The 26,306-nt window shown below is 67.5% G+C and carries 22 protein-coding genes; 12 read left to right on the top strand and 10 right to left on the bottom strand.

What is annotated here, in order from left to right:
* Positions 1-38 precede the first annotated feature (38 nt).
* The 8 genes from CVM50_RS13170 to CVM50_RS13135 all read left to right on the top strand — a co-directional run bounded on the left by CVM50_RS13170 (position 39) and on the right by CVM50_RS13135 (position 9,804).
* Entirely contained in the window at positions 39-899 is an 861-nt protein-coding gene (locus CVM50_RS13170; protein WP_085886876.1) for an endonuclease/exonuclease/phosphatase family protein, read from the top strand.
* Positions 900-941: 42 nt separating this feature from the next.
* Positions 942-1,775: a glycerophosphodiester phosphodiesterase family protein gene (locus CVM50_RS13165; RefSeq protein ID WP_085886875.1), complete on the top strand. Its 834-nt coding sequence runs from the start codon at positions 942-944 to the stop codon at positions 1,773-1,775.
* A gap of 161 nt (positions 1,776-1,936) precedes the next feature.
* Positions 1,937-3,424 (top strand): aldehyde dehydrogenase family protein, encoded by a 1,488-nt coding sequence (locus tag CVM50_RS13160; protein WP_085886874.1) that lies wholly within the window; start codon positions 1,937-1,939, stop codon positions 3,422-3,424.
* Complete coding sequence (locus tag CVM50_RS13155) at positions 3,351-4,463, top strand: NAD(P)-dependent oxidoreductase (protein WP_332835662.1); 1,113 nt, start codon at positions 3,351-3,353, stop codon at positions 4,461-4,463. Before CVM50_RS13160 ends, CVM50_RS13155 begins: the two co-directional genes overlap by 74 nt.
* Before the next feature lie 100 nt (positions 4,464-4,563).
* Positions 4,564-5,544: a TRAP transporter substrate-binding protein gene (locus CVM50_RS13150; protein ID WP_085886872.1), complete on the top strand. Its 981-nt coding sequence runs from the start codon at positions 4,564-4,566 to the stop codon at positions 5,542-5,544.
* 52 nt (positions 5,545-5,596) lie between these two features.
* Positions 5,597-6,124, top strand: coding sequence for a TRAP transporter small permease (locus CVM50_RS13145; RefSeq protein WP_085886871.1), 528 nt, complete (start codon positions 5,597-5,599; stop codon positions 6,122-6,124).
* Complete coding sequence (locus CVM50_RS13140; protein ID WP_085886870.1) at positions 6,117-7,400, top strand: TRAP transporter large permease; 1,284 nt, start codon at positions 6,117-6,119, stop codon at positions 7,398-7,400. Before CVM50_RS13145 ends, CVM50_RS13140 begins: the two co-directional genes overlap by 8 nt.
* A 232-nt stretch (positions 7,401-7,632) precedes the next feature.
* The gene (locus CVM50_RS13135; RefSeq protein ID WP_085886869.1) at positions 7,633-9,804 is read left to right on the top strand and encodes a DEAD/DEAH box helicase; all 2,172 of its coding nucleotides are present in this window, start codon (positions 7,633-7,635) and stop codon (positions 9,802-9,804) included.
* A 192-nt stretch (positions 9,805-9,996) separates the two neighbouring features.
* Here CVM50_RS13135 and CVM50_RS13130 read toward each other — a convergent pair whose 3' ends face one another.
* Both CVM50_RS13130 and CVM50_RS13125 read right to left on the bottom strand, forming a co-directional pair.
* Entirely contained in the window at positions 9,997-13,101 is a 3,105-nt protein-coding gene (locus tag CVM50_RS13130; protein ID WP_085886868.1) for an efflux RND transporter permease subunit, read from the bottom strand.
* A 9-nt stretch (positions 13,102-13,110) separates the two neighbouring features.
* On the bottom strand, positions 13,111-14,271 hold the full coding sequence (locus CVM50_RS13125; RefSeq protein WP_085886867.1) for an efflux RND transporter periplasmic adaptor subunit: 1,161 nt from the start codon (positions 14,269-14,271) through the stop codon (positions 13,111-13,113).
* A gap of 151 nt (positions 14,272-14,422) precedes the next feature.
* On the opposite strand from CVM50_RS13125, the gene CVM50_RS13120 reads away from it, so the two are divergent.
* Positions 14,423-15,088, top strand: a complete 666-nt coding sequence (locus CVM50_RS13120) for a TetR/AcrR family transcriptional regulator (protein ID WP_232618240.1) — start codon at positions 14,423-14,425, stop codon at positions 15,086-15,088.
* A 75-nt stretch (positions 15,089-15,163) separates the two neighbouring features.
* On the opposite strand, the gene CVM50_RS13115 is transcribed toward CVM50_RS13120, so the two are convergent.
* From CVM50_RS13115 to CVM50_RS13105, 3 genes are all read right to left on the bottom strand, one after another.
* Positions 15,164-16,699 carry a tripartite tricarboxylate transporter permease gene (locus CVM50_RS13115; protein WP_085886866.1) on the bottom strand — a complete coding sequence of 512 codons (1,536 nt, stop codon included), beginning with the start codon at positions 16,697-16,699 and terminating at the stop codon, positions 15,164-15,166.
* A gap of 10 nt (positions 16,700-16,709) precedes the next feature.
* Complete coding sequence (locus CVM50_RS13110; protein ID WP_085886865.1) at positions 16,710-17,141, bottom strand: tripartite tricarboxylate transporter TctB family protein; 432 nt, start codon at positions 17,139-17,141, stop codon at positions 16,710-16,712.
* Positions 17,142-17,260: 119 nt separating this feature from the next.
* Entirely contained in the window at positions 17,261-18,238 is a 978-nt protein-coding gene (locus CVM50_RS13105) for a Bug family tripartite tricarboxylate transporter substrate binding protein (protein WP_085886864.1), read from the bottom strand.
* A gap of 201 nt (positions 18,239-18,439) precedes the next feature.
* Here CVM50_RS13105 and CVM50_RS13100 point away from each other — a divergent pair, with 201 nt between their 5' ends.
* The 3 genes from CVM50_RS13100 to CVM50_RS13090 are packed head-to-tail and all read left to right on the top strand — an operon-like array spanning position 18,440 to position 21,544.
* Positions 18,440-19,111, top strand: a complete 672-nt coding sequence (locus CVM50_RS13100; RefSeq protein WP_085886863.1) for a response regulator transcription factor — start codon at positions 18,440-18,442, stop codon at positions 19,109-19,111.
* Entirely contained in the window at positions 19,104-20,504 is a 1,401-nt protein-coding gene (locus CVM50_RS13095) for a sensor histidine kinase (protein WP_085886862.1), read from the top strand. The genes CVM50_RS13100 and CVM50_RS13095 overlap by 8 nt, the downstream gene beginning before the upstream one ends.
* Entirely contained in the window at positions 20,501-21,544 is a 1,044-nt protein-coding gene (locus CVM50_RS13090; protein WP_100148501.1) for an ABC transporter substrate-binding protein, read from the top strand. Before CVM50_RS13095 ends, CVM50_RS13090 begins: the two co-directional genes overlap by 4 nt.
* 33 nt (positions 21,545-21,577) lie before the next feature.
* On the opposite strand, the gene CVM50_RS13085 is transcribed toward CVM50_RS13090, so the two are convergent.
* The 5 genes from CVM50_RS13085 to CVM50_RS13065 form a co-directional block, all read right to left on the bottom strand.
* Positions 21,578-22,501: a LysR family transcriptional regulator gene (locus CVM50_RS13085; RefSeq protein ID WP_085886861.1), complete on the bottom strand. Its 924-nt coding sequence runs from the start codon at positions 22,499-22,501 to the stop codon at positions 21,578-21,580.
* A gap of 20 nt (positions 22,502-22,521) precedes the next feature.
* On the bottom strand, positions 22,522-23,364 hold the full coding sequence (locus tag CVM50_RS13080; RefSeq protein WP_085886860.1) for an alpha/beta fold hydrolase: 843 nt from the start codon (positions 23,362-23,364) through the stop codon (positions 22,522-22,524).
* Positions 23,361-23,750: a hypothetical protein gene (locus tag CVM50_RS13075; RefSeq protein WP_085886859.1), complete on the bottom strand. Its 390-nt coding sequence runs from the start codon at positions 23,748-23,750 to the stop codon at positions 23,361-23,363. The genes CVM50_RS13080 and CVM50_RS13075 overlap by 4 nt, the downstream gene beginning before the upstream one ends.
* Before the next feature lie 11 nt (positions 23,751-23,761).
* Positions 23,762-24,943: a muconate/chloromuconate family cycloisomerase gene (locus CVM50_RS13070; protein WP_085886858.1), complete on the bottom strand. Its 1,182-nt coding sequence runs from the start codon at positions 24,941-24,943 to the stop codon at positions 23,762-23,764.
* Between the two features lie 107 nt (positions 24,944-25,050).
* Positions 25,051-25,920 (bottom strand): dioxygenase family protein, encoded by an 870-nt coding sequence (locus tag CVM50_RS13065; protein ID WP_085886857.1) that lies wholly within the window; start codon positions 25,918-25,920, stop codon positions 25,051-25,053.
* Between the last annotated feature and the right edge of the window lie 386 nt (positions 25,921-26,306).

Below are 26,306 nucleotides of genomic sequence, written 5' to 3'. Positions count from 1 at the left end.
CCTGGCTCGGGCGGCGTTTTCCTTCCGGGACCCCGAACGTGAATCTTGTCACCTACAACATCCAATACGGTCTGGGCGCCGATGGCCGCTACGACCTGGCCCGCATCGCCGGTGAGGTCGCGGGTGCCGACGTGATCGCCCTGCAGGAGGTCGATCGTTTCTGGCGCCGCTCGGGCATGGTCGACGGGCCCGAGGTGCTGGCCGATGCGCTGCCGCGTCACCACTGGGTCTACGGGGCGAACCTAGACATGGATGCCAGTCAGGATGACGGCACCCGTGTGATCTCTCGCCGCAAGCAGTTCGGCACGATGATCCTGTCACGCTGGCGGATCCTGTCCAGCCGCAACCACCTGCTGCCGAAATGGGGCGACCGGCTGCATCATTCGATCCAGCAGGGGATGCTGGAGGCGGTGATTGCCACGCCCCGCGGCCCCATCCGGTTCTATTCCGCCCACCTCAGCCATCTGGGCGCCGCCACGCGCCTGCCGCAGGTGGAGGCGATCCGCGCCATCCTGGCCCGCGCGCCCGCCGAGGGGGGCGCCTGGTGCGGCGGTCATCCCGACCCTGACAGCGGCTGGATCGAGGAGACCGAGCCGCCCATGCCCGCCGCCGCCATCCTTATGGGTGATCTGAATTTCACCCACGACAGCGCGGAGTACGCCGCGCTCTGCGGCCCCGTGGTGCCGCGCCATGGCCGCCTCTGTCCGCGCGACGGGCTCGTCGACGCCTGGGTCGCCGCCGGTCAGCCCGAGGCGTCCGGTGCGACCACACTGAAGGGCGGCACGCGGATCGACCATTGCCTGCTGACGCCCGATCTGGCGCCGCAGGTGCGCGCCGCGCGGATCGACACCGACTCCACCGGCTCGGACCACTGGCCCCTCTGGGTCACGCTGGGCTGATCCGCCGCCCGCTTCCATTTCTTCCATCGAAAGCAAAAGCCCGTGAAAACCTATCGTGATTTCGTGTCCGACCTGCCGCTGCGCCCGGCCATCGTCGCCCACCGGGGCGCCTGGCATCTGGCGCCGGAAAACAGCGTGGCCTCCATCCTTCGGGCCGCCGAGGCGGGCTATGAGGTGGTCGAGATCGACGTTCAATGCAGCGCGGACGGCGTGCTGTTCCTGATGCATGACGAGACGCTGACGCGGATGACCGGGGAGGCTGCGCTGGCCCAGTCGCTGAGCTGGACCGAGTTGCGCGCGCTGGCGCTGCGCGCGGGCGACGGGCAGGGCGATGCGGCGCCGACCGCGCACCGGATCCCCACGCTGAAAGAGGCGCTGGAGGCCGCGCACGGGCGCATCTACCTGGACGTGGACGTGAAATCGCCCGCCCAGAACATGGAGGCCGCAGGCGCCGCCATCGCCGCCGCCGGGATGCAGGATTACGTCGATATCAAAATCCCCCTGCACAGCGATGCCGACGCTGAACGCCTGGCCGCGCTGGAGGCGCAGTACGGCGTGATGGTCATGCCGATGACCCGGTTCACCGCCGACACGGTGGCCCAGCACATCGCCCGCCTGGCCCGCACCGGTGCCCGCATCGTCGAGACCGAGTTCAACGCGCTGTCTACCATAGCCGACAACCGCGCCGCGTTTGAGGCCGCGGGGCTGACCCTGTGGGTCAACACGCTGACGCCGGTCGCGCAATGCGGGCTGACCGACGCGGCGGCGCTGGTCGACCCCGATGGCATCTGGGGCGCGCTGATGGCGGCCGGGGTGACGGTGTTCCAGACCGACGAGCCCGAGGCCCTGGCCGCCTGGCGCGCCGCGCGCGGCTGAGGGGCAGGGCGGTCGGGCAGGGCGCCCGCTTTGCTCTGGTCAATCCGCCGCCGCTCTGCTTAGAGATGACGCGGAGAATGCCCGTGTGCATACGACCCCGTCCGGCGTCCGTCGGCGGGGCGCCTGCACGCCGGGCGCGTCGCGAGACGGAAGGAAAGACGATGAAAGACTGGACCACTGCGGCAGCAGAGCTTTACGACGGCGGCTTCCGCCCGATGTTCATTGACGGCAAATGGGTCGAGGCGCAGACGGGCGAGACCTTCGACGCCCGCAACCCCGCCGACGGCACCCTGCTGGCCACCGTGCCCAAGGGCAGCAAGGCCGACATCGACGCGGCGGTGAAGGCCGCGCGCACCGCCTTCGAGGGCCCATGGGCCAACTGGACCCCCTTCGAGCGTCAGAACCTGCTGCTGAAGATCGCCGAAAAGTTCGAGTCCGAATGGGAACGCCTGTGCCTGTCGGATACGCTCGACATGGGCATGCCGATCCAGCGGACCCTGGGCAACAGCCGCCGGGTGCTGGGGATGCTGCGCTTCTACGCGGGCCAGGCGGTGTCGATCCACGGCCAGACCATCGGCAACTCCTTCCCCGGAGAGATCTATTCCCAGACCGTGCGCGAACCCATCGGCGTCGTCGGCGCGATCATCCCTTGGAACGCGCCGATCGCGGGCTCGATCTGGAAGATCGCGCCGGCCATCGCCACGGGCTGTACCGTGGTGCTGAAACCCTCCGAGGAGGCCTCGCTGACCGTGCTGATGATCGCGCGGATCATGCAGGAATGCGGCCTGCCCGACGGGGTGCTGAACATCGTCACCGGCTACGGCGTGGACGCGGGGGCGGCCCTGGCGGAACACCCGGGCGTCGACAAGATCGTCTTCACCGGTTCGACCGCCACGGGCCAGGCCATCGCCCGCGCCGCCACCGGCAACCTGAAGCACGTCTCGCTGGAACTGGGCGGCAAGTCGCCCGTCATCGTCTGCCGCGATGCTGACATCGAGAAGGCCGTTCCGGTCGCCGCCATGGCCGTCTTCGCCAACTCGGGCCAGATCTGCATCGCGGGATCGCGCCTCTTCGTGGCGCGCGAGATCCATGACGAGTTCACCCGCCGCGTCGCCGATTATGCCGCGAACCTGCGCATCGGCCACGGCATCCAGGAAGGCACCGATATCGGCCCGATCATCTCCGCCCGCCAGGCGGAACGGATCGAGGGCTACCTGTCGGTCGGCCCGAACGAGGGCGCCGAGATCCTGACGGGCGGGAACCGTGTTGCGGGCGACGACTTCGCCGGCGGCCACTTCTTCCACCCGACGGTCTTCGGCGGCGTGACGGACGAGATGACCATCGCGCGCGAGGAAATCTTCGGCCCCGTCATCTCCGCGATGCCCTTCGATACGCTGGACGAGGTGGTGGAACGCGCCAATGCCACGCCCTACGGCCTGGCCGCCGGGATCTTCTCGACCCATCTGGGCACCGCGCACAAGCTGGCGCACCGGCTGAAGGCCGGGTCGGTCTGGGTGAACATGTACCACGCCATCGACCCCGCCGTGCCCTTCGGCGGCATGAAGATGTCGGGCTATGGCCGCGAAGGCGGGCTGCAGCACGTGGAGGAATACCTGGATACCAAGGCGATCTGGATCAACGCGGACTGATCGCAGCCCCGGCGCGCCTGCGCGCGCCGGGATCCAGGCAGGGGCAGGGGGATCGCCCTGCCGCAAGACAGCAGGGGGCGGGCCGGAGGGGCGCGCCCCCGATCGCGCCGGCCCCGGGACGCTCCAGGGGACCCGCGCCAGAACGAGGAGAAATCACATGCATGTCGGTATCATCGGCGTCGGCCTCATGGGCCATGGCATCGCCCGCAACGTCCTGGGGCGCGGCGGCTTCCCCCTGAGTTTCCTGGATCACCCGGGCAATCAGCCGGTGGACGAGATCACCGGGCTGGGCGCCACGCCCTGCGCCACGCCGGCCGAGGTGGCCGCTGTGTCTGATGTCATCATCCTCTGCGTGACCGGCTCGCCCCAGGTTGAGGCCATCGTCAGCGGCAAGGACGGTCTGGTCGAGGCGCTGAAACCCGGCGCCGTGGTCGTCGATTGCTCCACCGCGCTGCCCGAGTCGACGCAGCGCATGGGCGAGATCGTTGCCAAGGCCGGCGCCCACTACCTGGACGCGCCGATGACGCGCACAGCGACCCATGCCCATGCCGGCACGCTGAACCTGCTGGTCGGCGGCGAGGCCGAGGTGCTGGAGCAGGTGCGCCCCGTGCTGGCCTCCTTCACCGAGGCGGTGGAGCACGTCGGCCCCCTCGGCCACGGCCACCGGATGAAGCTGCTGCACAACTACGTCTCGGTGGGCTTCATGACCCTGCTGGCCGAAGCCGCGGCCCAGGCCGCGGATGCGGGCGTCGACCCGCAGGCCTTCGTCAATGTCCTGGCCACCGGCGGCGGCGCCTCCGCTGCGCTGGACCGCCTGGCGCCCTATATTACTGAGGGCAACCGTGACGCGCTGCCCTTCGCCGTGGCCAACGCGCAGAAGGACATCGACTATTACCGTGCCATGTCCGAGGCGGCGGGCGCCCAGCAGACCATCGCGGATGGCATTTCCTCGGCACTTTCTGCAACCGTGGAGGCGGGCCACGCGCAAGCCTATGTCCCGGAGCTTGTAAAATTCTTTCGAAAGTTGCCGAAAACCTGAACGGCGGGGTTTTCCTCGCCGTCCGGTGTGGTACGTATCCCGTCGGATCTGCGGCGCCCGTCCGGGCGCTGCAGAGCAGAGTTCCAAGGGAGGAAACCCAATGACCATCGTGACCCGCGGGCTGCTTGCCACCAGCGCCCTTGTTGCCTTCGCCCTGCCGGCTGCGGCCCAGACCGAGGTGAAGATCGGCTACGCCCTGGCGGAAGACAGCCACTATGGCGTCGCCGCGGCCACCTTCGAAGAGGTGGTGCTGGAAGAGACCGGCGACGATTTCACCTTCACCCATTTCCCGTCCTCCGGCCTGGGCGGCGAGCGTGAAGTGATCGAGGGCCTGCAACTGGGCACCATCGAGGCGACCATCGTGTCCTCGGGCACCCTGGCCAACTTCGTCCCGGAAACCGGTGTCTTCGACATTCCCTTCCTGTTCAGCGGCTTCGACCACGCGCGCGGCGTGCTGGACGGCCCGATCGGCCAGGAGATCCTGGCCAAGTTCGACGACGTCGGCCTGCACGGGCTGGCCTGGGGCGAACAGGGTTTCCGCCACATCACCAACAACCGCAACCCGATCCACACCCCCGAGGACGTGGCCGGGCTTAAGATCCGCACGATGGAAAACCCGGTGCACCTGGCGGCCTTCAACGCCATGGGCGCGGCGCCGACCCCGATGGCCTGGCCCGAGGTGATCTCCTCGCTGCAGCAGGGCGTGATCGACGGTCAGGAAAACCCGCTGTCGGTGATCGTCTCGGTGAAGCTGAACGAGGTGCAGAAGTATCTGACCCTGTCGGGCCACGTCTATTCGCCCGCCATGATCCTGGTGTCGCGTCCCTTCTGGGAAGGCCTGGATGACGACCAGAAAGCCGCGTTCGACAAGGCTGCGGTCGAGGCCGGCGCCGCGATGCGCGGCTTCGTCGATGAGGTCGAAACCTCCGGCGTCGAGACGCTGAAGGAACGCGGCATGGAAGTGAACGAGCTGTCGGCCGAGGAAAAGGCCGCGTTCCAGGCCTCCATCGAAGCCGCCTACGAAGGCTACTACGAAACCTACGGCGAGGACCTGGTCCAGTCGATCGTGAACTACGAGTAACCCTGATCGCCGGCGCCCTCCGGGGCGCCGGCATCTCTGCCCGAGGCCCCCTGTGAAGAAGCTGGAACATATCTTCGTCGCCCTCAACGGCTGGGCGCTGATCCTGATGCTGACCGCGATGACGGTGATCGTCGGCGCCAACATCTCGCTGCGCTACCTGACGGGCCATTCTCTGCCCTGGGCGGACGAGGCGGCGCGCTACCTGATGATCTGGATGACCTTCAGCGGGGCGGGGCTGGTGCTGCGCACCGGCGGCCATGTGGCCATTACCAATCTGCAGGATGCGCTGCCCCAGATGGGCCAGAAGATCCTGCGCGGCCTGCTGGTGCTGGGCCTGCTGATCTTCTTCGGCTTCATGGTCTGGGTGGGGATGCAATACGCCCAGCGGATGCAATACCAGGTGACGCCGGCGCTGCGCCTGCCGTTCCTCTATATCTATGCCGCCATGCCAGTGGGCTTCGGCCTGATGATCCTGCACCTGCTGCTGATTGCGCATCCCTTCATCACGGCGGGCGCCTACAAGCATCTTGAAGACGAGGAGGCCGGCGAGGCCTCCCTTCCCGGGGGCGCCAATGGCTGAGATCCTCTTTCCCGCGCTGTTCATCCTGCTGGCGCTCGGCCTGCCCGTGGCCTTCGCCATGTCCATCGCGGTTTTCGTCGCGCTCAGCTTCGGCTCCTCCTATCCCAACCTGGTGGTGGTGAAGGAGATGTTTTCGGGCCTCGACAGCTTCCCGCTGCTGGCCGTGCCCTTCTTCATCCTCGCGGCCGAGATCATGACCGGCGGCGCCGTGACCATGGCGCTGCTGCGCCTGGCGCAATCGCTGGTCGGCCATCTGAAGGGCGGTCTGGGCCACGCCAACGTGGTCAGCTCGGCCATGTTCGCGGGCATCTCCGGCTCGGCCCTGGCCGATGCAGCGGGGCCCGGCTCGATGATGATCCGCATGATGGAAAAGGGCGGCTATGACCGCAGCTATGCGGGCGCGCTGACCATCGCCAGCTCCGTCGTGGGGCCGATCATTCCGCCGTCGATCACCATGATCATCTACGCCATGCAGGACCAGGAGGTCTCCGTCGGGTCGCTGTTCATGGCGGGCGTCCTGCCGGGCGTGCTGATCACCCTTCTGGTGCTGGTGGCCAACGGCTATGTCAGCCACCGCCGCGGCTATGTCAGCGGCGCACCGATGCCCGGCCTGGCCGAGATCTTCCGCATCTTCGTCTATGCCATCCCCGCGCTGCTGCTGATCGTGCTGATCGTCGGCGGCATCCGTTTCGGCATCTTCACCCCGACCGAGGCCTCGGTGATCGCCGTCTTCTACGCGCTGGTCGTGGGCATGTTCGTCTACCGCTCGCTGCGCCTGCGCGACCTGCCGCAGATCGTGCTGCGCGCGGCGCTGACGGCCACTGCCGTGCTGCTGATCCTGGGGGCCGCGCGGGCCTTCGCCTGGGTACTGATCATCGAGGGCGTGCCGCAGTTCCTGGCCGAGACGATCATCGCCTGGGACCTGTCACCGATCGTTTTCCTGCTGGCCGTCAACCTGCTGCTGCTGATCTTCGGCCTGTTCATGGATCCGCTGCCCGGCGTGATGATCCTGGTGCCGATCCTGGCGCCGATCGCCTTGGCGCTTGGCATCGACGCGAACCATTTCGCCATCATCGTCATCGTCAATCTGACGCTCGGCCTGACAACCCCGCCCGTGGGCAGCCTGATCTTCGTCGTCTCCTCGACGGTGAAGCTGAAACCCTCGGCACTGATCCGGGAAATGCCGCCCTTCTTCGTCGCGCTTTTCGGGGCGTTGATGCTGATCACCTTCGTGCCGATCCTGTCGACCTGGCTGCCGGGCGTCAGCGGATTCTGAGCGTGCCTCGACCGGGGCCGGGCGGGGGATGGCGCCCGCCCCGGGCGCCCGAAATGGCCATTTTGCCGGGATCGAACCCTTTTCCCGCCGCGTCGCGGCAGAAAAGGCCGATTTTCCGCGCTTTCCCCATATACTTGTGACGCGCGGGGCCTTATAGGGCGGAGCTTCAGCCCCAACAGGCCTCTTTTTCGCGACGTCCTCGTGCCGTCGCTCTGCCCATGGACCTCTCCCTATGATCTCTTCCCTGTCCGAAGCGCTCGCCGAGCGCGGATACGACCAGCTGACCCCCGTGCAGGAGGCCGTCAGCGCGCCCGAGCTGGTGGCGTCCGACCTGCTCGTCTCCGCCCAGACCGGCTCGGGCAAGACGGTGGGGTTCGGCCTGGCCATCGCACCGACCCTGCTGGGGGAGGCCGAACGCTTCGGCCCCGCCGCCCTGCCGCTGGCGCTGATCGTCGCGCCGACGCGCGAACTGGCCTTCCAGGTGCGCTCGGAACTGGAGTGGCTCTACGCCAAGACCGGCGCCGTGGTGGCCTCCTGCGTGGGTGGCATGGACATGCGCCAGGAACGGCGCGCGTTGGAACGCGGCGCCCATATCGTCGTCGGCACCCCGGGGCGTCTGCGCGACCATATCGAGCGGAACTCGCTGGATCTCGGCGACATCCGTGCCGTGGTCCTGGACGAGGCCGACGAGATGCTCGACCTCGGCTTCCGCGATGACCTGGAATACATCCTGGGCGAGGCGCCCGAGGGACGTCGCACGCTGCTCTTCTCGGCCACCGTGCCGCCGATGATCGTCAAGCTGGCCGAGCAGTTCCAGACCGATGCGCAGCGGGTCAGCACCCTGACCGGCGCCACCCAGCACGCCGATATCGCCTATGAGGCGGTGCGTGTGGCCCAGGGCGACGGCGAGGCCGCGATCTTCAACCTGCTGCGGTTCCACCACGACAAGGGCGCCATCGTCTTTGCCAACACCCGCGCCGCCGTGAACCACCTGACCGCGCGGCTGACGAACCGCGGCCTGGCCACCGTCAGCCTGTCGGGCGAGCTGAGCCAGAGTGAACGAACCCATGCCCTGCAGGCGATGCGCGACGGTCGTGCCCGCGTCTGCGTGGCCACCGACGTGGCCGCCCGTGGCATCGACCTGCCCAACCTGCAACTGGTGATCCACGCCGATCTGCCGACGAACACCGAAAGCCTGCTGCACCGTTCGGGCCGCACGGGCCGGGCCGGGCGCAAGGGGATTTCCGCCCTGATCGTGCCGCCCAAGGCCACCGGCAAGGCGCAGCGCCTGCTGAAGTGGGCCAAGATCACCGCCGAATGGACCGAGGCGCCTTCGGCCGAGGACATCCAGGCCGCGGATGAGACCCGCCTGATGGAAGATCCCGCCTGGGCGCAGGCCCCGACCGAGGAACAGGCCGCCTTTGCCGCGCGCCTGCTGGAACGTCACGGGCCGGAGGCCATCGCCGCCGCCTACCTGCGTCTGTACCAGGAACGCCAGGCCGCGCCGGAAGAGCTGCGCGCGCCCGATGCCAAGCCCGAGAAGCGCCCGGCGCAGGACTTCGGTCCCAGCCGCTGGTTCGCCCTGTCGGTCGGTCAGAACGACCGCGCCGAGGCTCGCTGGCTGCTGCCGCTGCTGTGCCGCGCCGGGGGCCTGGACAAGACCCAGATCGGGGCCATCCGCGTTCAGGACAGCGAGACCCTCGTTGAACTGGCCGAGCCTGCGGTCGACGGTTTCCTGTCCAGCCTGGGCGCCGACAATGTCCTGGAAGAGGGCGTCAGCGTCCGCACCGTGGAGGGCGTGCCGACCTTCGCCCCGCGCCAGCGCAACAGCGGCCCGCGCCCGGAGGGCGGCGGCAAGTTCGGCGGCAAGCCGAAGGGCGACCGTTTCGGCGACAAGCCGCGGGGCGATCGTTTCGACAAGCCCCGGGGGGACAAGCCGCGTGGCGACAAACCCCGCTTCGACAAGCCCAAGGGCGACCGTTTCGAGGACAAGCCCCGCAAGCCGCGCGAGGATCGTGACGAGGCGCCGCGCAAGTCGGCCAGCTTCTCCAACCCCTCCGAACGGGCCGGCCCGCCGCGGGACCGCAAGCCGCGCCACAAGGATGGCGCCAAGTCCGACGCGCTGCGCGAACGGACCGAGGGTGCGGTCTTCGGCAAGGGCAAGCCGGGCGGCAAGCCCGGGGCGAAGTTTGGTGGCAAACCCGCAGGTAAGCCCGGCGGTGCCAAGTTCGGTGCCAAGTTCGGCGGCAAGCCGGGTGGCAAACCCGGTGGCGCCAAGTTCGGTGGCAAGCCCGGCCCGAAATCCGAAGGCCGTGTCTGGGGCAAGCCGGGTGGCAAAGCCGACGGCAAGCCCAAAGGCAAGGGCTTCGTCGGGGCCAATGACAAGCCGCGCCGCAAAGACTGAGGCGCGCGACATCGCGGAATGACGGATCGGCGCGGTGCCCCTTAGGGCCCGCGCCTTTTTCGTGGCCATTGCCTGTGTCCCCCGAGGCGCCGACCGCGTGGATCGGGGGGGGCTCGCGGGACGAGTGTCGCAAAGCGAAAGGGCCGGTGAGAACACCGGCCCTTTCGCATGTCTGGTCTGTCAGTGCCGGGGTCAGCTCGGCTTGTGCTTCTTGCGGGTAAAGAGACGGATCACCACCACGAAGAACAGTGGCACCAGCAGGATCCCCAGCACGGAAGAGGAAATGGTGCCGCCCAGAACACCCGAGCCGATGGCGTTCCGACCGCCGGAGCCTGCGCCGGTGGACAGAACCAGCGGCACCACGCCCAGCGAGAAGGCCATCGAGGTCATGATGATCGGACGGAAACGCTGTTTCGCGGCATCCACGGTCGCATGGACCAGATCCTCGCCCATCTCCATCCGGTCGCGGGCAAATTCCACGATCAGGATCGCGTTCTTGCCGGTCAGGCCGATCACGGTCAGCAGACCCACCTGGAAGAAGACCCCGTTCTCGAAGCCACCCGCCCAGGCGCCGATCAGCGCGCCAAGCACACCGATGGGCATGGCCAGCATCACCGCGAAGGGGATCGACCAGCTTTCGTAAAGGGCGGCCAGCGATAGGAAGACGGCAGCCAGGGACAGCGCGTAAAGCAGCGGCGCCTGGTTGCCCGATTCGCGTTCCTCCAGCGACAGGCCGGTCCAGGCGAGGTCGAAGCCATCGGGCAACTGCGCGACCAGGCGTTCCACCTCGGCCATGGCCTCGCCGGTGGTGACACCTTCGGCCGGGTTCCCCTGGATCTGCATCGCGGGCACACCGTTGTAGCGGTAGACACCCTGCGCGCCCTGCTGCCAGGAGCCTTCGGCGAAGTTGGCGAAGGGCACCAGGCCACCGGAGGCATTGCGCACCCGCCACTTGTCGATGTCCGAGGGCGTGGACCGGCTGTCGGAGTTGCCCTGGACATAGACCCGCTTGATCCGGCCCTGGTCGATGAAGTCGTTCACGTAGCTGCCGGCCCAGGCGATGTTTAGCAGGTTCGACACGTCGGCTGCGGAGACGCCCATGGCGCCGGCCTTGCGCCAGTCGATGTCCAGGTTGAACTGCGCCGCGTCTTCCAGCCCGTTGGGCCGGACCCCGGTCAGCAGCTCGCTTTGCGAGGCCATGCCCAGAAGCTGGTTGCGCGCGGCCACCAGTTCGTCGTGGGTCTGGCCGCCACGGGCCTGCAGGTACATGTCGAAGCCCGAGGCGTTGCCCAGTTCCGTCACGGCCGGCGGCACGATCGGGAAGACCATGGCATCCTGGATCTGGCTGAGCGCGCCATAGGCGCGGCCCGCGACGGCCTGGATCGACAGCGCGGGGTTCTCCCGCTCGCTCCAGTCCTTCATCCGCACGAAGGCCAGGCCCATGTTCTGCCCCTGGCCGGCAAAGCCGAAGCCCGCCACGCCGAAGACCGCCTCGACCGCGTCGCTCTCGTTTTCGAGGAAGTGCGCCTCGACCTGGTCGATGACCGCTTCGGTCCGTTCCAGCGTGGCGCCGGTCGGAGCCTGGATCATCACGAACATGATCCCCTGGTCTTCCTCGGGCAGGAAGCCCGTGGGGGTGCGCATGAACATGAAGGCCATGGCCGCCACAAGTGCGGCATAGACCAGCACCATGCGGAAAGGCCGTTTCACGATGCCCGCGACCAGCGCGCCGTAGCCGCGGGTCGTGGCGTTGAAGCCGCGGTTGAACAGGCCGAAGAAACCGCGCTTGGTGCCGTGACCCTGCTTCAGGATCGTGGCGCAAAGCGCCGGCGTCAGGGTCAGTGCCACGATCACCGACAGGGTCATGGCCGAAACGATGGTGATGGCGAACTGCTGGTAGATCACCCCTGTGGAACCACCGAAGAAGGCCATCGGCACGAACACCGCCGACAGGACCAGCGCGATGCCGATCAGGGCGCCGGTGATCTGGCCCATGGATTTCCGCGTCGCCTCCAGCGGCGAGAGGTGTTCCTCCTCCATGATGCGCTCGACGTTCTCGACCACCACGATGGCGTCATCGACCAGCAGGCCGATGGCCAGCACCATGGCCAGCATGGTCAGCGTGTTGATGGTGAAGCCCATGGCCGCCATCACGCCGAAGGTCCCCAGGATGACGACCGGCACGGCCAGCGTCGGGATCAGCGTCGCGCGGAAGTTCTGCAGGAACAGATACATCACCAGGAACACCAGTACGATGGCTTCGATCAGGGTGTGCATCACGGATTCGATGGAGATTTCGACGAAGGGCGTGGTGTCATAGGGAATGACGTAGTCGACCCCCTCGGGGAAGAACTCCGCGTACTCCTCCATCTGCTCGTAGACCCGTTCCGACACGTCCAGCGCGTTGGCGCCGGACGCCAGGCTGATCGCCATGCCGGTCGCGGGCTGGCCGTTGTAGGTGGCCGAGAAGTCGTAGCCCTGGGCGCCGATCTCGACCTCTGCCACGTCACCCAGAAGGACGAGCCCGCCGTTTTCCTCGGCGCGCAGCACGATCTGGCGGAAGTCCTCGGGGGTTTGCAGCAGGGACTGCGCGGTGATGGTGGCGTTGAGCATCTGCCCGTCGGAAGTGGGACGGGTGCCGAAGGCGCCGGCGGAGATTTGCGAGTTCTCCTGGCTGACCGCATTGGTCACGTCCGAAGGCGTCAGCCCGTAGGAGGTCAGCTTCGCCGGGTCCAGCCAGATCCGCATCGCATATTGCGAGCCGAAGACCTGGATGGAGCCCACGCCCTCGATCCGCGACATGTCGTCGACCAGGTTGGTCTGCATGTAGTCGGCCAGATCGGTCTCGTCATAGCTGCCATCGGGGGAGATCAGCGAGATCACCATCAGGAAGCCGGCGGCGGATTTCTGCACCGTCACACCCTGGCGCTGCACGGATTCCGGCAGCAGCGGCATGGCCTGGGACAGCTTGTTCTGCACCTGAACCTGGGCGATGTCCGGATCCGTCCCCGTCTCGAAGGTCAGGGTGATCGAGGCCGAACCCGCAGAGGAGGAGTTCGACGACATGTAACGCATGCCGTCGAGGCCGGTCATCTGCTGTTCGATGACCTGCGTCACGGTATTGGCCACCGTCTGCGCCGAGGCGCCCGGATAGATCGCCCGGACCGAGATCGAGGGCGGAGCGATCTGCGGATACTGCGCAATCGGAAGGGTGAGGATCGACAGGATGCCGACCCCCATGATGATGATGGAGATGACCCATGCGAAGATGGGCCTTTCGATAAAGAAACGTGCCATAGTGTCGGCTTACTCCGATGCGTCGTCGCCGTCGGCGGCGCGTTCCTGGGGGGAGACCGTGGCGCCGGGGGAGGCGTTTTGCAGGCCGGCGACGATGACGCGGTCGCCATCGTTCACGCCCTCGGTCACGACCCAGTCGCTGCCGCGGTCCTGCAGGACGGTCAGGCTGCGCTGTTCGACGGTATTGTCGGCGGTGACGACCAGCGTCTGCGGGTTGCCACGGCGGTCACGGGTCACCGCTTCCTGCGGAACGAGATAGACGTTGTCCATCGCGTTGGTCGGCATCTCGACCTGCACGTACATGCCGGGCAGCAGCATCATCTCGTCGTTGGGGAACTCCATGCGCAGGACGACGACGCCGGTCTGTTCGTCCACGTGGGGTTCGGCGGCGGTCAGCAGGCCGGTGTGTGCAAACTCGGACCCGTCGGCCAGGGTCAGCGAAACCTCGGCCTCGGCGCCGTCACCGATGTCGGCGGCGCCGCGGCGCCAGTCCAGCAACTCGGCGGCGGACTGGGTCACGTCCACGTGCACCGTGTCCAGCTGGCGGATGGTGGTCAGGGGCGTGGCCTGGCTAGCGGTGACCAGGGCGCCCTGCGACACCTCCGACAGGCCCACGAGGCCCGACAGGCGGGCGCGGATCTGGGTGCGGTCCAGCTCGATCTGGGCGGTGCGCAGCGCGGCTTCGGCCATCTTCACCTGGGCCTGGGCGATGTCACGCGCGGAGGTGGCGTCGTCCATGGCCTGCTGGCTGTTGATGCCGCGATCGGCCAGTTCCTGCACCCGCTCGAAATCGCGTTCGGCGGCCCGCAGCTGTGCCTGGGCGGAGGTCAGGGAGGCCTCGGCCTGGGCCAGCGCCGCCTCATAGGTGGTCGGGTCGATCTGGTAGAGGACCTGGCCCTCTTCGACCATGCTGCCTTCACGGAACATCCGCTCGGTGATGATGCCGTTGACCTGCGGGCGCACCTCGGCTTCGGCGACGGCACGCACGCGGCCGGGCAGGGTGGAGGTCAGCGTCAGGGACTGGGGGTGCAACGTCTGCACGGTTACGGCCGCCGGGGGGCGTTCCCCACCCTGTTGGGCCAGGGCTGCCCCGGTGGTCAGGGCGAGGGAGGCGGACAGGGCAAGGGCCGAGACAATCGAACGGACCGATGCTTTACTCACTTGGGCCATTTACGGCTCCTCTTCGATGTACCGGGAAAAGCGCTTGGCGCGTGCCGGCAGTTCTCATACAAGACTCCGCAGTCTCATAAATACTGAACGGGGCGGTTCACAAGTGCTTTTCGTCTGTAGGAAGGCACAGAGGGCTGTGCAGGAGGCAAGTGTGACGAAAAGCGATCAGAACACCGGCAGCGGGGAAGGCCAAGAGCCGGAGCGCCCGCGCAAGGGGCGGCCGGTCGTCATCGACTCGCAAAAGCGCCGCTCGCTCATTCTGGAGGCACTGGACAGCCACTTTCAGGAAGTCGGCCTGCAGGGCATGACCATGGCGGCCATCGCGCAGCGCGCCGGGATGTCGAAACAGACCCTCTACACGCTGTTCCAGGATCGCGACGCCCTGTTCGACGCCTACCTGGATGATCGTTTCGCCTGTCTGCTGCAGGCGCAGGAGGTACCTGACGAACGCCTGGGATTTGCCGATCGTGTCCGCCTGCTGTTCCGTTTCGACGCCCCGGCGGAGGCCTGGGAACTGCCGGTGGCGCTGTTCCGGCTGGCCGTCGTCGAGGCGCCGAAGCACCCGCGCCTGGCGCGGCGCTGCCTGGAGGAGGGCCCGCGCAGCAAGCAGGCCCTGCTGCTGGCAGAGCTGGAGCGGGCGCGTGACCGGGGCGAGATCCGTGTGAGCGATCCGAAGGCGGCGGCGGCGTTGCTGATGGACATGCTGCACCTGCCACTCATCGACGCGCTGGTCGATCCCAATTTCCGCCCCGAGACGGAGGCCTGGCGTCAGCGGTTCGAGCTGGGCCTGTCGGTCTTCCTGAAGGGCATTTCCTGACAGCAGGCGCATGACAAAGGGCGGGAGGCTTGCGCGCTCCCGCCCTTCGCGGTTTTCAAAGCTGACCCAGGGGGCTCAGTCGCTGATCGAGCCTTCCTCGTCGCGGCGCTCGTGCATGCTGGCCTTGACCTTGCGGCCGAAGAACAGCGGCAGGACGAAGCCCACGATGGCGATGGCCCAGAGGCCCAGCGACAGCGGGCTGTCGAACAGGGTCAGCCAGTTGCCGTTGTCGATGGTCACGGCGCGGCGCAGGTTGTTCTCCATCGAGTTGCCCAGGAGCGTGCCGAGGATGATCGGCACCAACGGCACGTCCAGCTTGCGCAGAACCCAGCCCATGACGCCGAAGCCGATCATCACCAGCAGGTCGAAGCTGGACCCGGAGATGCCGTAAATGCCCACGAAGCTGACCATGGCCACGATCGGCATCAGCACGCGCGAGGGCACCATCAGGATGCGGGTGAACAGGCCGACCATCGGGATGTTCATCGCCAGCAGCATGAAGTTGGCGATGAACAGCGCCGCGATCAGGCCCCAGACCACATCCGGGTTCTGCGAGAAGAGCAGCGGACCCGGCGTGATGTTCAGCGACAGCAGCACGGCCAGCAGGACGGCCGTGGTCCCGGAGCCCGGCACGCCAAGCGCCAGCATCGGAACCAGGGCGCCACCGGCGGCGGCGTTGTTGCCGGCCTCGGGGGCCGCGACGCCGCGCGGATCACCGGTGCCGAAGGTCTTCTCCTTGTCGACCAGCCGCTTTTCCATCGAATAGCTGATGAAGCTGCCCAGCGAGGCGCCCGCGCCCGGCAGGACGCCGGCGACGAAGCCCAGCACCGAGGTGCGCAGCATGGTGGGCGTGCAGGCCTTCAGCATCGACATCGGCGGATAGAGCTTGCCGATCTTCAGCTTCGATCCGTCCGCGTTCCCACCATGGCGGTTTTCGAGGAAGATGAAGACCTCGGACAGGGCGAAGAGGCCGACGATGGCGACGAGGAAGTCGAGGCCGTCATAGAGGTGCACCTCGCCAAAGGTGAAGCGTGGCACGCCGGTCTGGGTGTCGACGCCGATGGTGGCCAGGCCCAGGCCCAGAGCCGCGGCGAAGGCCGATTTCGCCTGATTGGTCGAGCTGACGCCGCCCAGGGTCATGAAGGCCAGGGCGAAGAGGGCGAAATATTCCGCCGGACCGAACAGCAGGGCGATCTTCACCAGCTGCGGGGCCAGCAGGATCAGGCCCCAGGTGGCGATGAAGGCCCCCACGAAGGAGGCCACGCCCGACAGCGACAGCGCCTCGCCCGCCATGCCCTTCTTGGCCATGGGGTGACCGTCGAGACAGGTCATCATCGCCGGTTCATCGCCGGGGATGTTGAGCAGAATGGAGGATATCCGACCGCCATACATGGCGCCGTAGTAGACCGATGTCAGCAGGATCAGCGAGGGCGTGGCGCCCAGGCCCATGGTGAAGGCCAGAGGGATCAGGATGGCGACGCCGTTCGACGGGCCGAGGCCCGGCAGGGCGCCCATGATCGTGCCCAGGAAGCAGCCCAGCAGGGCCAGCGCCAGGTTCTGCCAGGTCAGGGCGATGCCGAAGCCGTCGCCGAGGGATGCGAGAATGTCCATTGTACGCTCCTCAGAAACCCAGCGGGCCGCGGGCCAGCGACAGCCCCAGGACCAGGTGGAAGATGACATAGATGCCCAGCGAGGTGCCGACGCCGGTGGCCAGCGACCCCAGCAGGCCGGAGCCCAGGCGCCAGGCCAGGTAGGTGGCGGCAAAGGCGGTGGCGATGACGAAGCCCGCGACCGGCAGCAGTTCGGCGTAGAGGATCATCACCACAACGGCGGCGCCGACCTCGACCAGACGGCCCAGGGCGGGCCATTGCGGTTCCGGATCCGGGCGCAGGGCGATGGCGGCGCTGGACAGGCCCAGCACGGCAGCGATGATCAGGGGAAAGGCCTTGGGGCCGACGGCGTCTGACAGGAAGCTTTCCTCGATCGCCAGCGCCGAGACGGCGAAGGCGATGGCGAGGAGGATGCCGACGACACCGAAGATGCGATCGCTCATGGCGGTCTCCTTTACGGGTGTCAGGGAGGGAAGGAAGCGAAGGGATCGGGCGCCGCGGGAGGAACGCGGCGCCCTTGGGACCGGCCCCGAGAAGGGGTGGGGCCGGCGGGCCCGGGATCTTACTTGATGATCCCGATTTCACGCGAGATGGACTGGATCTGTGCGACCGAGTCCGAGACGAAGGCCTCGAAGTCCGCGCCCTGCAGGTCCAGCGGCGCGAGGCCGTTGGCGGCCATGATCTCTTTCCACTCGTCCGAGGCGTAGAGGTCGGCGATCTTCGACACCCAGGCATCGTAGGCCTCGTCGCTCATGCCGCCGGGGGCGTAGAAGCCGCGCCAGTTGGCGCCGATGGCGTCCACACCTTGTTCACGGGCGGTCGGCATCTCGGAGAACTCGCCATCCAGACGCTCGGGCGCCAGCACCGCGATGACCTTGATGTCGCCACTGTCGACGAAGCCCTTGGCCTCGGAGATGTCGCCGGTGAAGGCCTGGACGGAGCCGGCCAGCAGCTGCGTCACGGCCTCGCCGCCGCCATCGAAGGCGATGTACTTCACCTGGCGCACGTCCTCGATGCCATAGGCATCCGCGGCGATCAGCACCTTCAGGTGGTCCCAGCCCCCCACGGCGGAGCCGCCGGCGACCGACGTCGAGGTCGGGTCTTCCTTGATCGCGTCCAACAGCTGCGGCAGCGTGTCGATCTCGCTGTCGGCGGCCACGGCGACGACGCCGTAGTCGGCACCGATGGAGGCCAGCCAGCGGACCTCGTCCATGGTGTTGCCCGGGTAGGCGCCCTGCGCCAGGCGGGTCGCGGTGGCGGAGGAGGCGGCAACGATCAGGTCGTTGTCATCGCCGCGCTTGTTGACGACTTCGGCGAAGGCCACGCCGCCACCACCACCGGCGAGGTTGACGACCTGCATGGTCTTGTCGATCAGACCGAGGTCCTGCATCGACTTGCCGACCTGGCGGCAGGTGAAGTCCCAGCCGCCGCCGGGGTTGGCGGGGGCGATGCACTCGGGGTTTTCCTGGGCCTGGGCGGCAACCGCGCTCAGCGACAGGGCGATGGCGGCAATTGCACCACGGGGGGCGAAGAATTTCATGTGTGTCTCCTCAGAACTGTCGGCACTCTCCCTGCGCCGGCATTTTCGCCCGCCAGGAACGTGAGGCCTGGACCTCCTTCCTGCGGGCCGGACATGAATAACTGATTGACCTGTCATGAACCTGTCATCATGACAGGAAGGGCAGGGCGACGGTTTGGGGCGTCAAGCCCCGCAAGGCCCGCAGGTGTGAAAGGTGCGTGAATGCGCGTGTTGATGGTCGAGGATGCCGAGGATCTGGCGGAGGGCGTGGTGGCCCACCTGGTCCGGTCGGGGGTGGTCTGCGACCTGGCGGCCAGCCTGGAGGAGGCCGAGGATTTCCGCGCCGTGCAGCGCTATGACGCGCTGATCCTGGACATCAACCTGCCCGATGGGTCCGGCCTGTCGCTGCTGCGCCGGATGCGCGCTGCCGCCGACCGCACCCCGGTGCTGATGCTGACCGCGCTGACCTCGGTCGACGACCGGGTCGAGGCGCTGGACCAGGGCGCGGACGACTACCTTGGCAAGCCCTTCGACCAGCGAGAGCTGGAGGCAAGGCTGCGCGCGCTGGTGCGCCGCGAGGCAGATCGCAAGGAAGGCCAGATCGAGCTGGGCGCGCTGTGCTATGCCCCCAATGACCGCAGCGCGACGCTGGACGGGCGACCGCTGGACCTGACCCGGCGCGAGGCGGCGCTGCTGGACATGCTGATCCGCCACCAGGGGCAATACCTGTCCAAGGCGCGGCTTTACGATTCCCTTTACGGCTTCGACAGCACCGATGTCGGCGTGAACGCGATCGAGCTTTACATCGCGCGGCTGCGCAAGAAATTCGCCGGCAGCGGGGTGGGCATCGCCACGCAGCGCGGTGTCGGCTACCGGATCGCCGTGGATGGCTGACCTGCTGGCCCCGCCGCGCAGCCTGGCCTCCCGCGTGCTGGGGGCGGTGCTGGTGATCCTCCTGCTGGGCGGCGTGCTGGTGACGGGCTCGATCTGGTGGAATGGTCAGCAGGCGGCCCGGCAATCCTACGACCGGATTCTGCTGGGCGCCGCCCGCGACATCGCCGAGGCGATCCGCGTGCAGGACGGGGCGCCCTTCGTCGATCTGCCGGTGTCCGCCTTCCAGCTGCTGGCGCAGGCCCCGGATGACCGGATCTACTATGCCGTGCACGGCCCGGGCGGAAAGCTGGTGACCGGCCTCGACGCCCGTGCGCCGGTGGCGGTGCCGGAAGCCGGTGAACCCGGGGTCAGCTATTTCGAGGCCAGCCTGCACGGCGAACCCGCGCGTTTCGTCCGCCTGACCCGGCGCTTCGTCGAGCGCGACTTTTCCGGCCCGGTGGAGGTGACGGTGGGCCAGACGCTGCGCGCCCGCAAGGCGATGACGACCGAGCTGATGCTGGACGCGCTTTTGCCCATGGCGCTGGCGGGGCTGGTCCTGATGGGGATCGCGGCCCTGGTCCTGCGCCGCGCCCTGCGCCCGCTGGAGGCGCTGTCGGAGGATTTGGCAGAGCGGGACCCGCACGACCTGACGCCGATGCCTGTCGCCGGTCTGCCGTCGGAATTGCAGGTGATGGTGGGGTCCATGAACCGGTTCATGGGCCGGCTGGAGGGGCAGTTCGCGGCGATGCGCAACCTGATCGCCGACAGCGCGCACCAGCTGCGCACGCCGGTCGCGGCAATCCGGGTGCAGGCCGAAACGGCGCGCGCCGAGGGCGACGGCGCCGCCCGGATGCGCGCGCTGGACCGGCTGCTGACCCGCACGCGGTCGCTGGGCCGACTGCTGGACCAGCTTCTCAGCCATGCGCTGGTGGTGCATCGCACCGACAGCCTGCCGCGCGTCGCCGTGGATCTGCGCGAGGTGGCGCTGGAGATCTTCGAGGAGGACGACCACGCCACCCTGTCGCCCGGCGCCGGCCTGCGGCTGGAGATCGGAGAGGATCCGGTCATGGTCATGGCCGATGCCTTCTCGCTGGGGGAGGCGGCGCGCAACATGCTGGCCAATGCCTTGGCTCATGGGCAGGCACCGGTGACCATGGGCGTGGCGGGACGAGGCGCCCGTGCCCAGCTCTGGGTCGAGGATGCGGGTCCCGGTCCCGCACCGGAGGTGGTGGCGAAACTGGGGGCGCGGTTCAACCGCTCGTCGGGCAGCGGCGAGCGCAGCACCGGTATCGGCTTTTCCATCGTGACGGCAGTGGCCGAGGCCTTCGGCGGCCGCGTCGATCTGGGGCAGACCGATCGCGGTTTCCGCGCCACGCTGGACCTGCCCGCCGCCCCCACGGAGGAGGCTTCATGATCGCCCGTCTTTCCGCTCTTGCCCTGACCTTCCTGTCGGTCCTGCCCGCGCCGCTTGCCGCGCAGGAGGCGACGGCGCGTTACGGAAGCGGAGACACGCCCTTCCTGCTGCGCTCCACCACCGACATCGCCATTCTGGAGCCGGTCATCGCCCGCTTTGCGGAGCGCAATCCGGAGCTAACGGTGACCTATGAACAATGGGGATCCAACGCTCTGTTCGACCGCTCCCGCGACGATTGCCGGGGTGGGGGGGCGGTGGCCGATGCGGTCTTCTCCTCCGCCGTGCAACAGATGGTCTGGCTGGTGAACGCCGCCTGCGCCACGGCCTACCGCTCGCCGGCGACCGAGGCGCTGCCAGAGACGCGGCGCTGGCGGGACGAGCTCTGGGGCGTGACGATGGAGCCGGCGGTGATCGTCTACAACACCCGGCTTCTGGCGGGTGATGAGGTGCCGCGCAGCCGTTTCGCCCTGCTGGACGCCCTGCGGGCCGAGCCGGACCGCTACCGGGGCCGCATCGCCACCTACGACATTGCCGAGTCCGGCCTGGGCTTCCTCTTCGCCTATGCCGACAGTCTGGAGGCCACGACCTTCGGTTCCATGCTGGAGGCTTTCGCCCGTGTCGGCGCCGTCGCCACCTGCTGTTCGGCGGAGATCATCGGCGGCGTGGCCGAGGGGCGCTACCTGATCGCCTACAACGTGCTGGGCTCCTACGTGGCCACGGCGGCCGGCGACGAGGTGGGCACCATCCTGCCCGAGGATTACACGCTGGTCCTGTCGCGTGGCTACATGATCCCGAAGGGCGCAGACCGGGCCGAGGCCTCGGGGCGGTTGCTGGAATTCCTGCTGACGCCCGAGGCGCAGGCCATGTTGGCCACGGCGGGGCTGGTCGCGGACATGGCGGCCCCGGAAACCGGGCTGGCGCCCTCGGCGCGCCGGTCGATCCCGCTGACGCCCGCGCTTCTGGTGGCGCTGGATCGCAATCGCCGCGCCCAGCTCCTGACGCGCTGGAGCGATGCCTTCCGGCGTGCGCAGGTGCCCTGACCCAGGGGCTGACGAACAGGGTAGCCTGATGGGTCAGGCCTGTGGCGGCTTCGGGGCCTCGGGCAGGCGGGCCTTGCGGGTGAATTGCGCCAGAAGGGTGAAGAAGTTGGTCACCTGCGGCTTGCGGTTGTCCAGCCGCGCCTGCACCGTCAGAGAGGTGCCGGGATTGTTGCCCTCGTAATCGCGATAGGTGACGCCGGAGCGGGCCGAGAAGGAGACGGAGCGCGGCACCATGGCCACGCCCACGCCCACGGCCACCAGAGAAATCGCGGTCTGGTAGTCCTGGGCGAAGACCTGTTCGGCGGGCACGAACCCCGCATCGGCGCAGGTCTGCAGGATATGATCGGCGAAGGAGGGGCGCGGGCGGCGCGGGTAGAGGACGAAGGTCTCGCCCGCCACGTCCGACAGCTGCAGCTTTCCCGTCTTGCGCGCCGCCTCGGAACTGTCGGGCAGGGCGAGGATCAGCGGCTCGTGGATCAGCAGGGCGGAGCGGAACTCATCCCCTTTCAGGCGGGGGCGCGCCACGGCGATGTCGATGTCGCGCTGGATCAGCGAGCGTTCCAGCTCGGCGTTGTTCATCGACGACAGCGACAGGTCCACCTCCGGGTAATGCGACCGGTAGGATTTTATGAACGTCGGCAGTGGCCCGTGGGTGGCGGAGCCGACGAAGGCGATGCGCAGCCGGCCAGCGCGCCCCTGGCCGACCTGGCGGGTTTCGCGGTAGGCGCTGTCGAGGTCCGCCAGGATCTCCCGCGCACGATCGAGCAGCACCGCGCCCGCGTCCGTCAGGCGCACCTGGTTGCGCGCCCGGTCGAACAGCTTCACCCCCAGCTGGTCCTCCAGCGCCGCGATCTGGCGCGACAGCGGCGGCTGCGCCATCTCCAGGCGCGCGGCGGCGCGGCCGAAGTGCAATTCTTCGGCCACGGCGATAAAGTATTTCAGGCGTTTGAAGTCCAAGAGCAGCCGCTTTCGCCGCCTCAGCCCATCTTCGCGAGAGCCTCGACGAAATGCGGACGGAAGGTGGCCGGGTTTTCACTCATCGGAAAATGCCCGATCTCTTCCATCACGGCAAGCGTAGCGCCGGGGATCTGTTCGGCGGTGCGCCGGGCATCCTCGGGCGTGCAGGTCATGTCGTAGGTGCCGACCATGATGTGCACGGGCGTTTTCGCGGTGTCGATGCCGCCCAACTTGCCCACCAGGCTGTCGTCGCGGGTGTAGAAGTTCAGATCGCCCCGAAAGACGCCCGGGCCCGATTGCATGAACATCCACTGGGTCGCCCAGCGATCCGCCGCAGGCCCCTGGGGCGCGATATTGGCGCTGACCAGGGCCGCGCCCATCTCGCCGCCATGGGCATCGGGGCGGTGGAACCAGTCGATGTCGTACCAGGCGGGCTGGAAGTCGCTGGCCTCGATGGCGATGAAGCCCTTGAAAGGCTCGGGGGTGTGCAGCGCCAGTTGCAGCGCGATGCGCCCGCCCATGGAACAGCCAGCGTAGATCGGGTTTTCCAGCTCCAGCGCCTCGACCAGCTTCAGCACGGTTTCCACGTAGACCTCGGTGGTCAGCAGGTATTCCTCTTCCTGGAACCCTTCGGGCGGCAGGGACTTGCCGTGCCAGGGCAAGTCGGGAGCGATGAAGCGGTGGTTCGCGGTCAGTTCCGCGTCGTTCATGATGTGGCGCCACTGGCGGTTGTCGGCGCCTGCGGTATGGAAGCAGATCACGGGCTGACCCTGACCGGCTTCCTCGATGTAGATGCGGACCGGGCGGCCTGCGACCTCGATGGTCAGGTAACGGCCGGTGATGGGCTCATATGCGACGCTCATGCGGAAACCTCCTGGCTGCGGCCCAGGGCCATGAATTCCTTGAAGAACCGTAGGTTCTTCACCAGGGCGAGGATGTCGCCGTCAATGCGGCCGCGCCCGGTTTTGACGAAGCCGAAGATGTCGTGGAAGCAGGGCTCGGGGACCGGCTCCCAGAACTTCGCCAGCGCCTCGCCGTCGACGCGCAGGGCAAAGCGCCAGGGCGTCTGACGGCTGGGGCCTTCGGTGACGCGCTCCAGCTGACCGCGATGGAAGGTCAGGTAGTATTCGTTGCCGTCGACCTCGATCAGGACGGTCTCGGAGAAGAGCGCGCCGAGGCGCAGCAGATGCGGTTTCGCGGCCAGCATCTGCCCCATCTCCGTGAAACGGGCAGCAAGGGTGGTGGTCATCGGATATCCCTTCAGTCTTTGCGGGCGTAACGCTCGATGCGCTCGGGGTCGGGGGTGATGCCGAGGCCGGGGCCCTCGGGCAGGTGCACGCGGTAATCCTCGTAGCGCAGGCCGTCGGTCACCAGATCCTCGATCAGGATCTTGGGACCGAAATGCTCGGTCCCCCAGTGCAGCTTGGGCAGGGTGGCGAAGACCTGCAGATGCGCCGCCGCCCCGATGGAGCTTTCCAGCAGGCAGCCGCCATAGAGTTGCACGCCCGCCGCATTCGCGATGCCCGCGACTTGTTTCAGGGCATGGACGCCGCCGTGCTTGCACAGTTTCAGCGACAGGACGGAACCGGCGGCGCGGGTGCAGCCATCGAAGGCCTCGGCGGGGGTGAAGACGCCCTCGTCCATCATGATCGGGATGGGAGAGCGGTCGGCGGCACGGGCCATGCCGGCCATCTGGTCGGCGGGCAGGGGCTGTTCCACCAGGCTGACGCCCAGATCCACCAGGCGCGGCAGGTAGCGGATGAAATCGCCCTCGGACCAGCCCTGGTTCACGTCGGCGATGATGTCGGTGCCAGCGGGCAGGGCCTTTTGCAGGGCCGCGAGGCGGTTCAGGTCCGTCGCGGGGTCGGCAAAGCCCAGCTTGATCTTGAAGCGGTTGAACCAGCCCTTCTCGATCATGCCCTTGGCCTCTTCGACCTCTTGACCTGCATCGCCCGAGGCCAGCGCCCAGATCGCCGAGAAGGAGGTGGCGCGGGCGCCGCCCAGCAGGACATGGGCGGGCAGGCCGAGAGTCTTGCCGGTGGCATCCAGCAGGGCCATGTCGATGGCGGACTTGGCGGCGTAGTTGCGCTTGCAGGCCCGGGCCATCAGCGTGGCGGCCTGTTCCAGGTTGCAGGCGGGATGGCCCAGCAGGGCCGGGGCGAGATAGGCATCGATATTGGCCTTCATCGCCTCGGTGCTTTCCTCCGCCCAGCGGGGGCCGCCCAGGGTCGAGCCCTCGCCATGGCCGGTCACGCCGTTTTCCAGCTCCACCTCGACGAAGATATAGCCCTGATGGGCGACGGAGGTGTTGGACAGCTTGTGCTTGCGCCGCGTCGGCGCCTCGATGATCCGCGCGTTGATCCGGCGCAGGGCCGTGGCCTGCATCAGGTCGCCGGGGGCTGCGGCGGCGGGATCGGGGGCGGCGATGCGGGGGCTGTTCATGGCGGCTCCGGGCTCGAAAAATCGGGGAAATCAGAAAAAGACGCCGCGCCAAAGGGGGCGCGGCGACAGGACGGGCAGGCGAAGGGGAGACGCCTGCCCGAAAGGGCTCACTCGGCGGCGACGCTGTCGACCAGCGCGTTCGAGCGGATCTTGAAGTCGAAGGTCATCACCAGGTCGGTGTCGGCGCCCTCGGGGGCCTTCTCCAGCTTGCCGATCAGGTCTTCCTTCACGGCGAAGACGCTGTCGTTGTCCAGATACTCGGTCTCGCTGTCGTAGATCTGCGAGATCAGACCCTTGTAGCCGTCCTTGGAGATCATGAAGTGGATGTGGCCGGGGCGCCAAGGGTGGTGGCCCATGTACTTCAGCAGCTCGCCCGCGGCGCCATCATAGGGGATCGGATAGGGCACGGGACGGATGGCGACAAATTCGTACTGGCCGTTCTCGTCGGTCTCGAAGCGGCCGCGCAGGTTGAAGTCCGGCTGATCCGGGTCCTGCTGTTCGTAGAGACCGTTCGGCGCATCTTCCCAGACATCCATGGTCACGCCCGGCACCGGGTTGCCCTCGGTGTCGTAGATGGTACCGGACACGCGCACGGTTTCCTGGCCTTCGAAATCCTTCTGGATGATCGAGGCGCCCTTCGGCAGAACCGGCGGGTTTTCGCGGTAGAACGGGCCCAGCACGGTCGAGATGGTCTCGTCATGGGTGGGTTTCTTGTCCAGCATGTCCGCCAGCACTTCGACACCCAGGATGTCCGAGATCAGGATGAATTCGTTGCGTGCCTCGCTGGAGATCTCGCCGGCGCGGCGCATCCATTCCATCGCCCCCAGCCACTCGTCGTAGCTCAGGTTCACCTCTTTCATGAAGGCGTGCATATGCTTCAGCGCGGCCTGCATGATCTCGCGGTTGCGCGCGGGAATGTCGCCATCCATGGATTTGATGACGGCGTCGGTAATGTTGTCGAGTGTGATGTTACGCATCAGGTTCCTCCCTACGTGGTCGCCGCAGAAGGTGACCGCTGAAAGATGCAAACACAATGATCGGGAAGGCATGCGTTGATACCGATTGGGTATCAGATGGCTCTAATCTACACCTTTGCGAAATGGGAAATGTCATGCTTTCAGAGATGGCAGGCAGAGCGTCTCGCGCTTTCCGCACCGCAGCGAGTTGACAAAAGGCCGAGAAGCCGCCATTTGGTCATCACGGCTGCGCAGCTGCGTGAGCATGCCGCGCCCAACGAGGGGCGCATCAGCCGTATTCCCCCGGTTCCCCATCACGCAGGGTTCTCGACGCGGGCCACGAGGCGCGAAGGCGCTCATGTACGGATCCGCATCACCCTCATGCCTCGCCCGTTCCGGGCGGGGAT

Source organism: Pseudooceanicola marinus, assembly GCF_002786295.1.
Lineage (GTDB): Bacteria > Pseudomonadota > Alphaproteobacteria > Rhodobacterales > Rhodobacteraceae > Pseudooceanicola > Pseudooceanicola marinus.
Note: the sequence above shows the minus strand (reverse complement) of the source record. Positions and strands in the feature narration are given on the sequence as shown.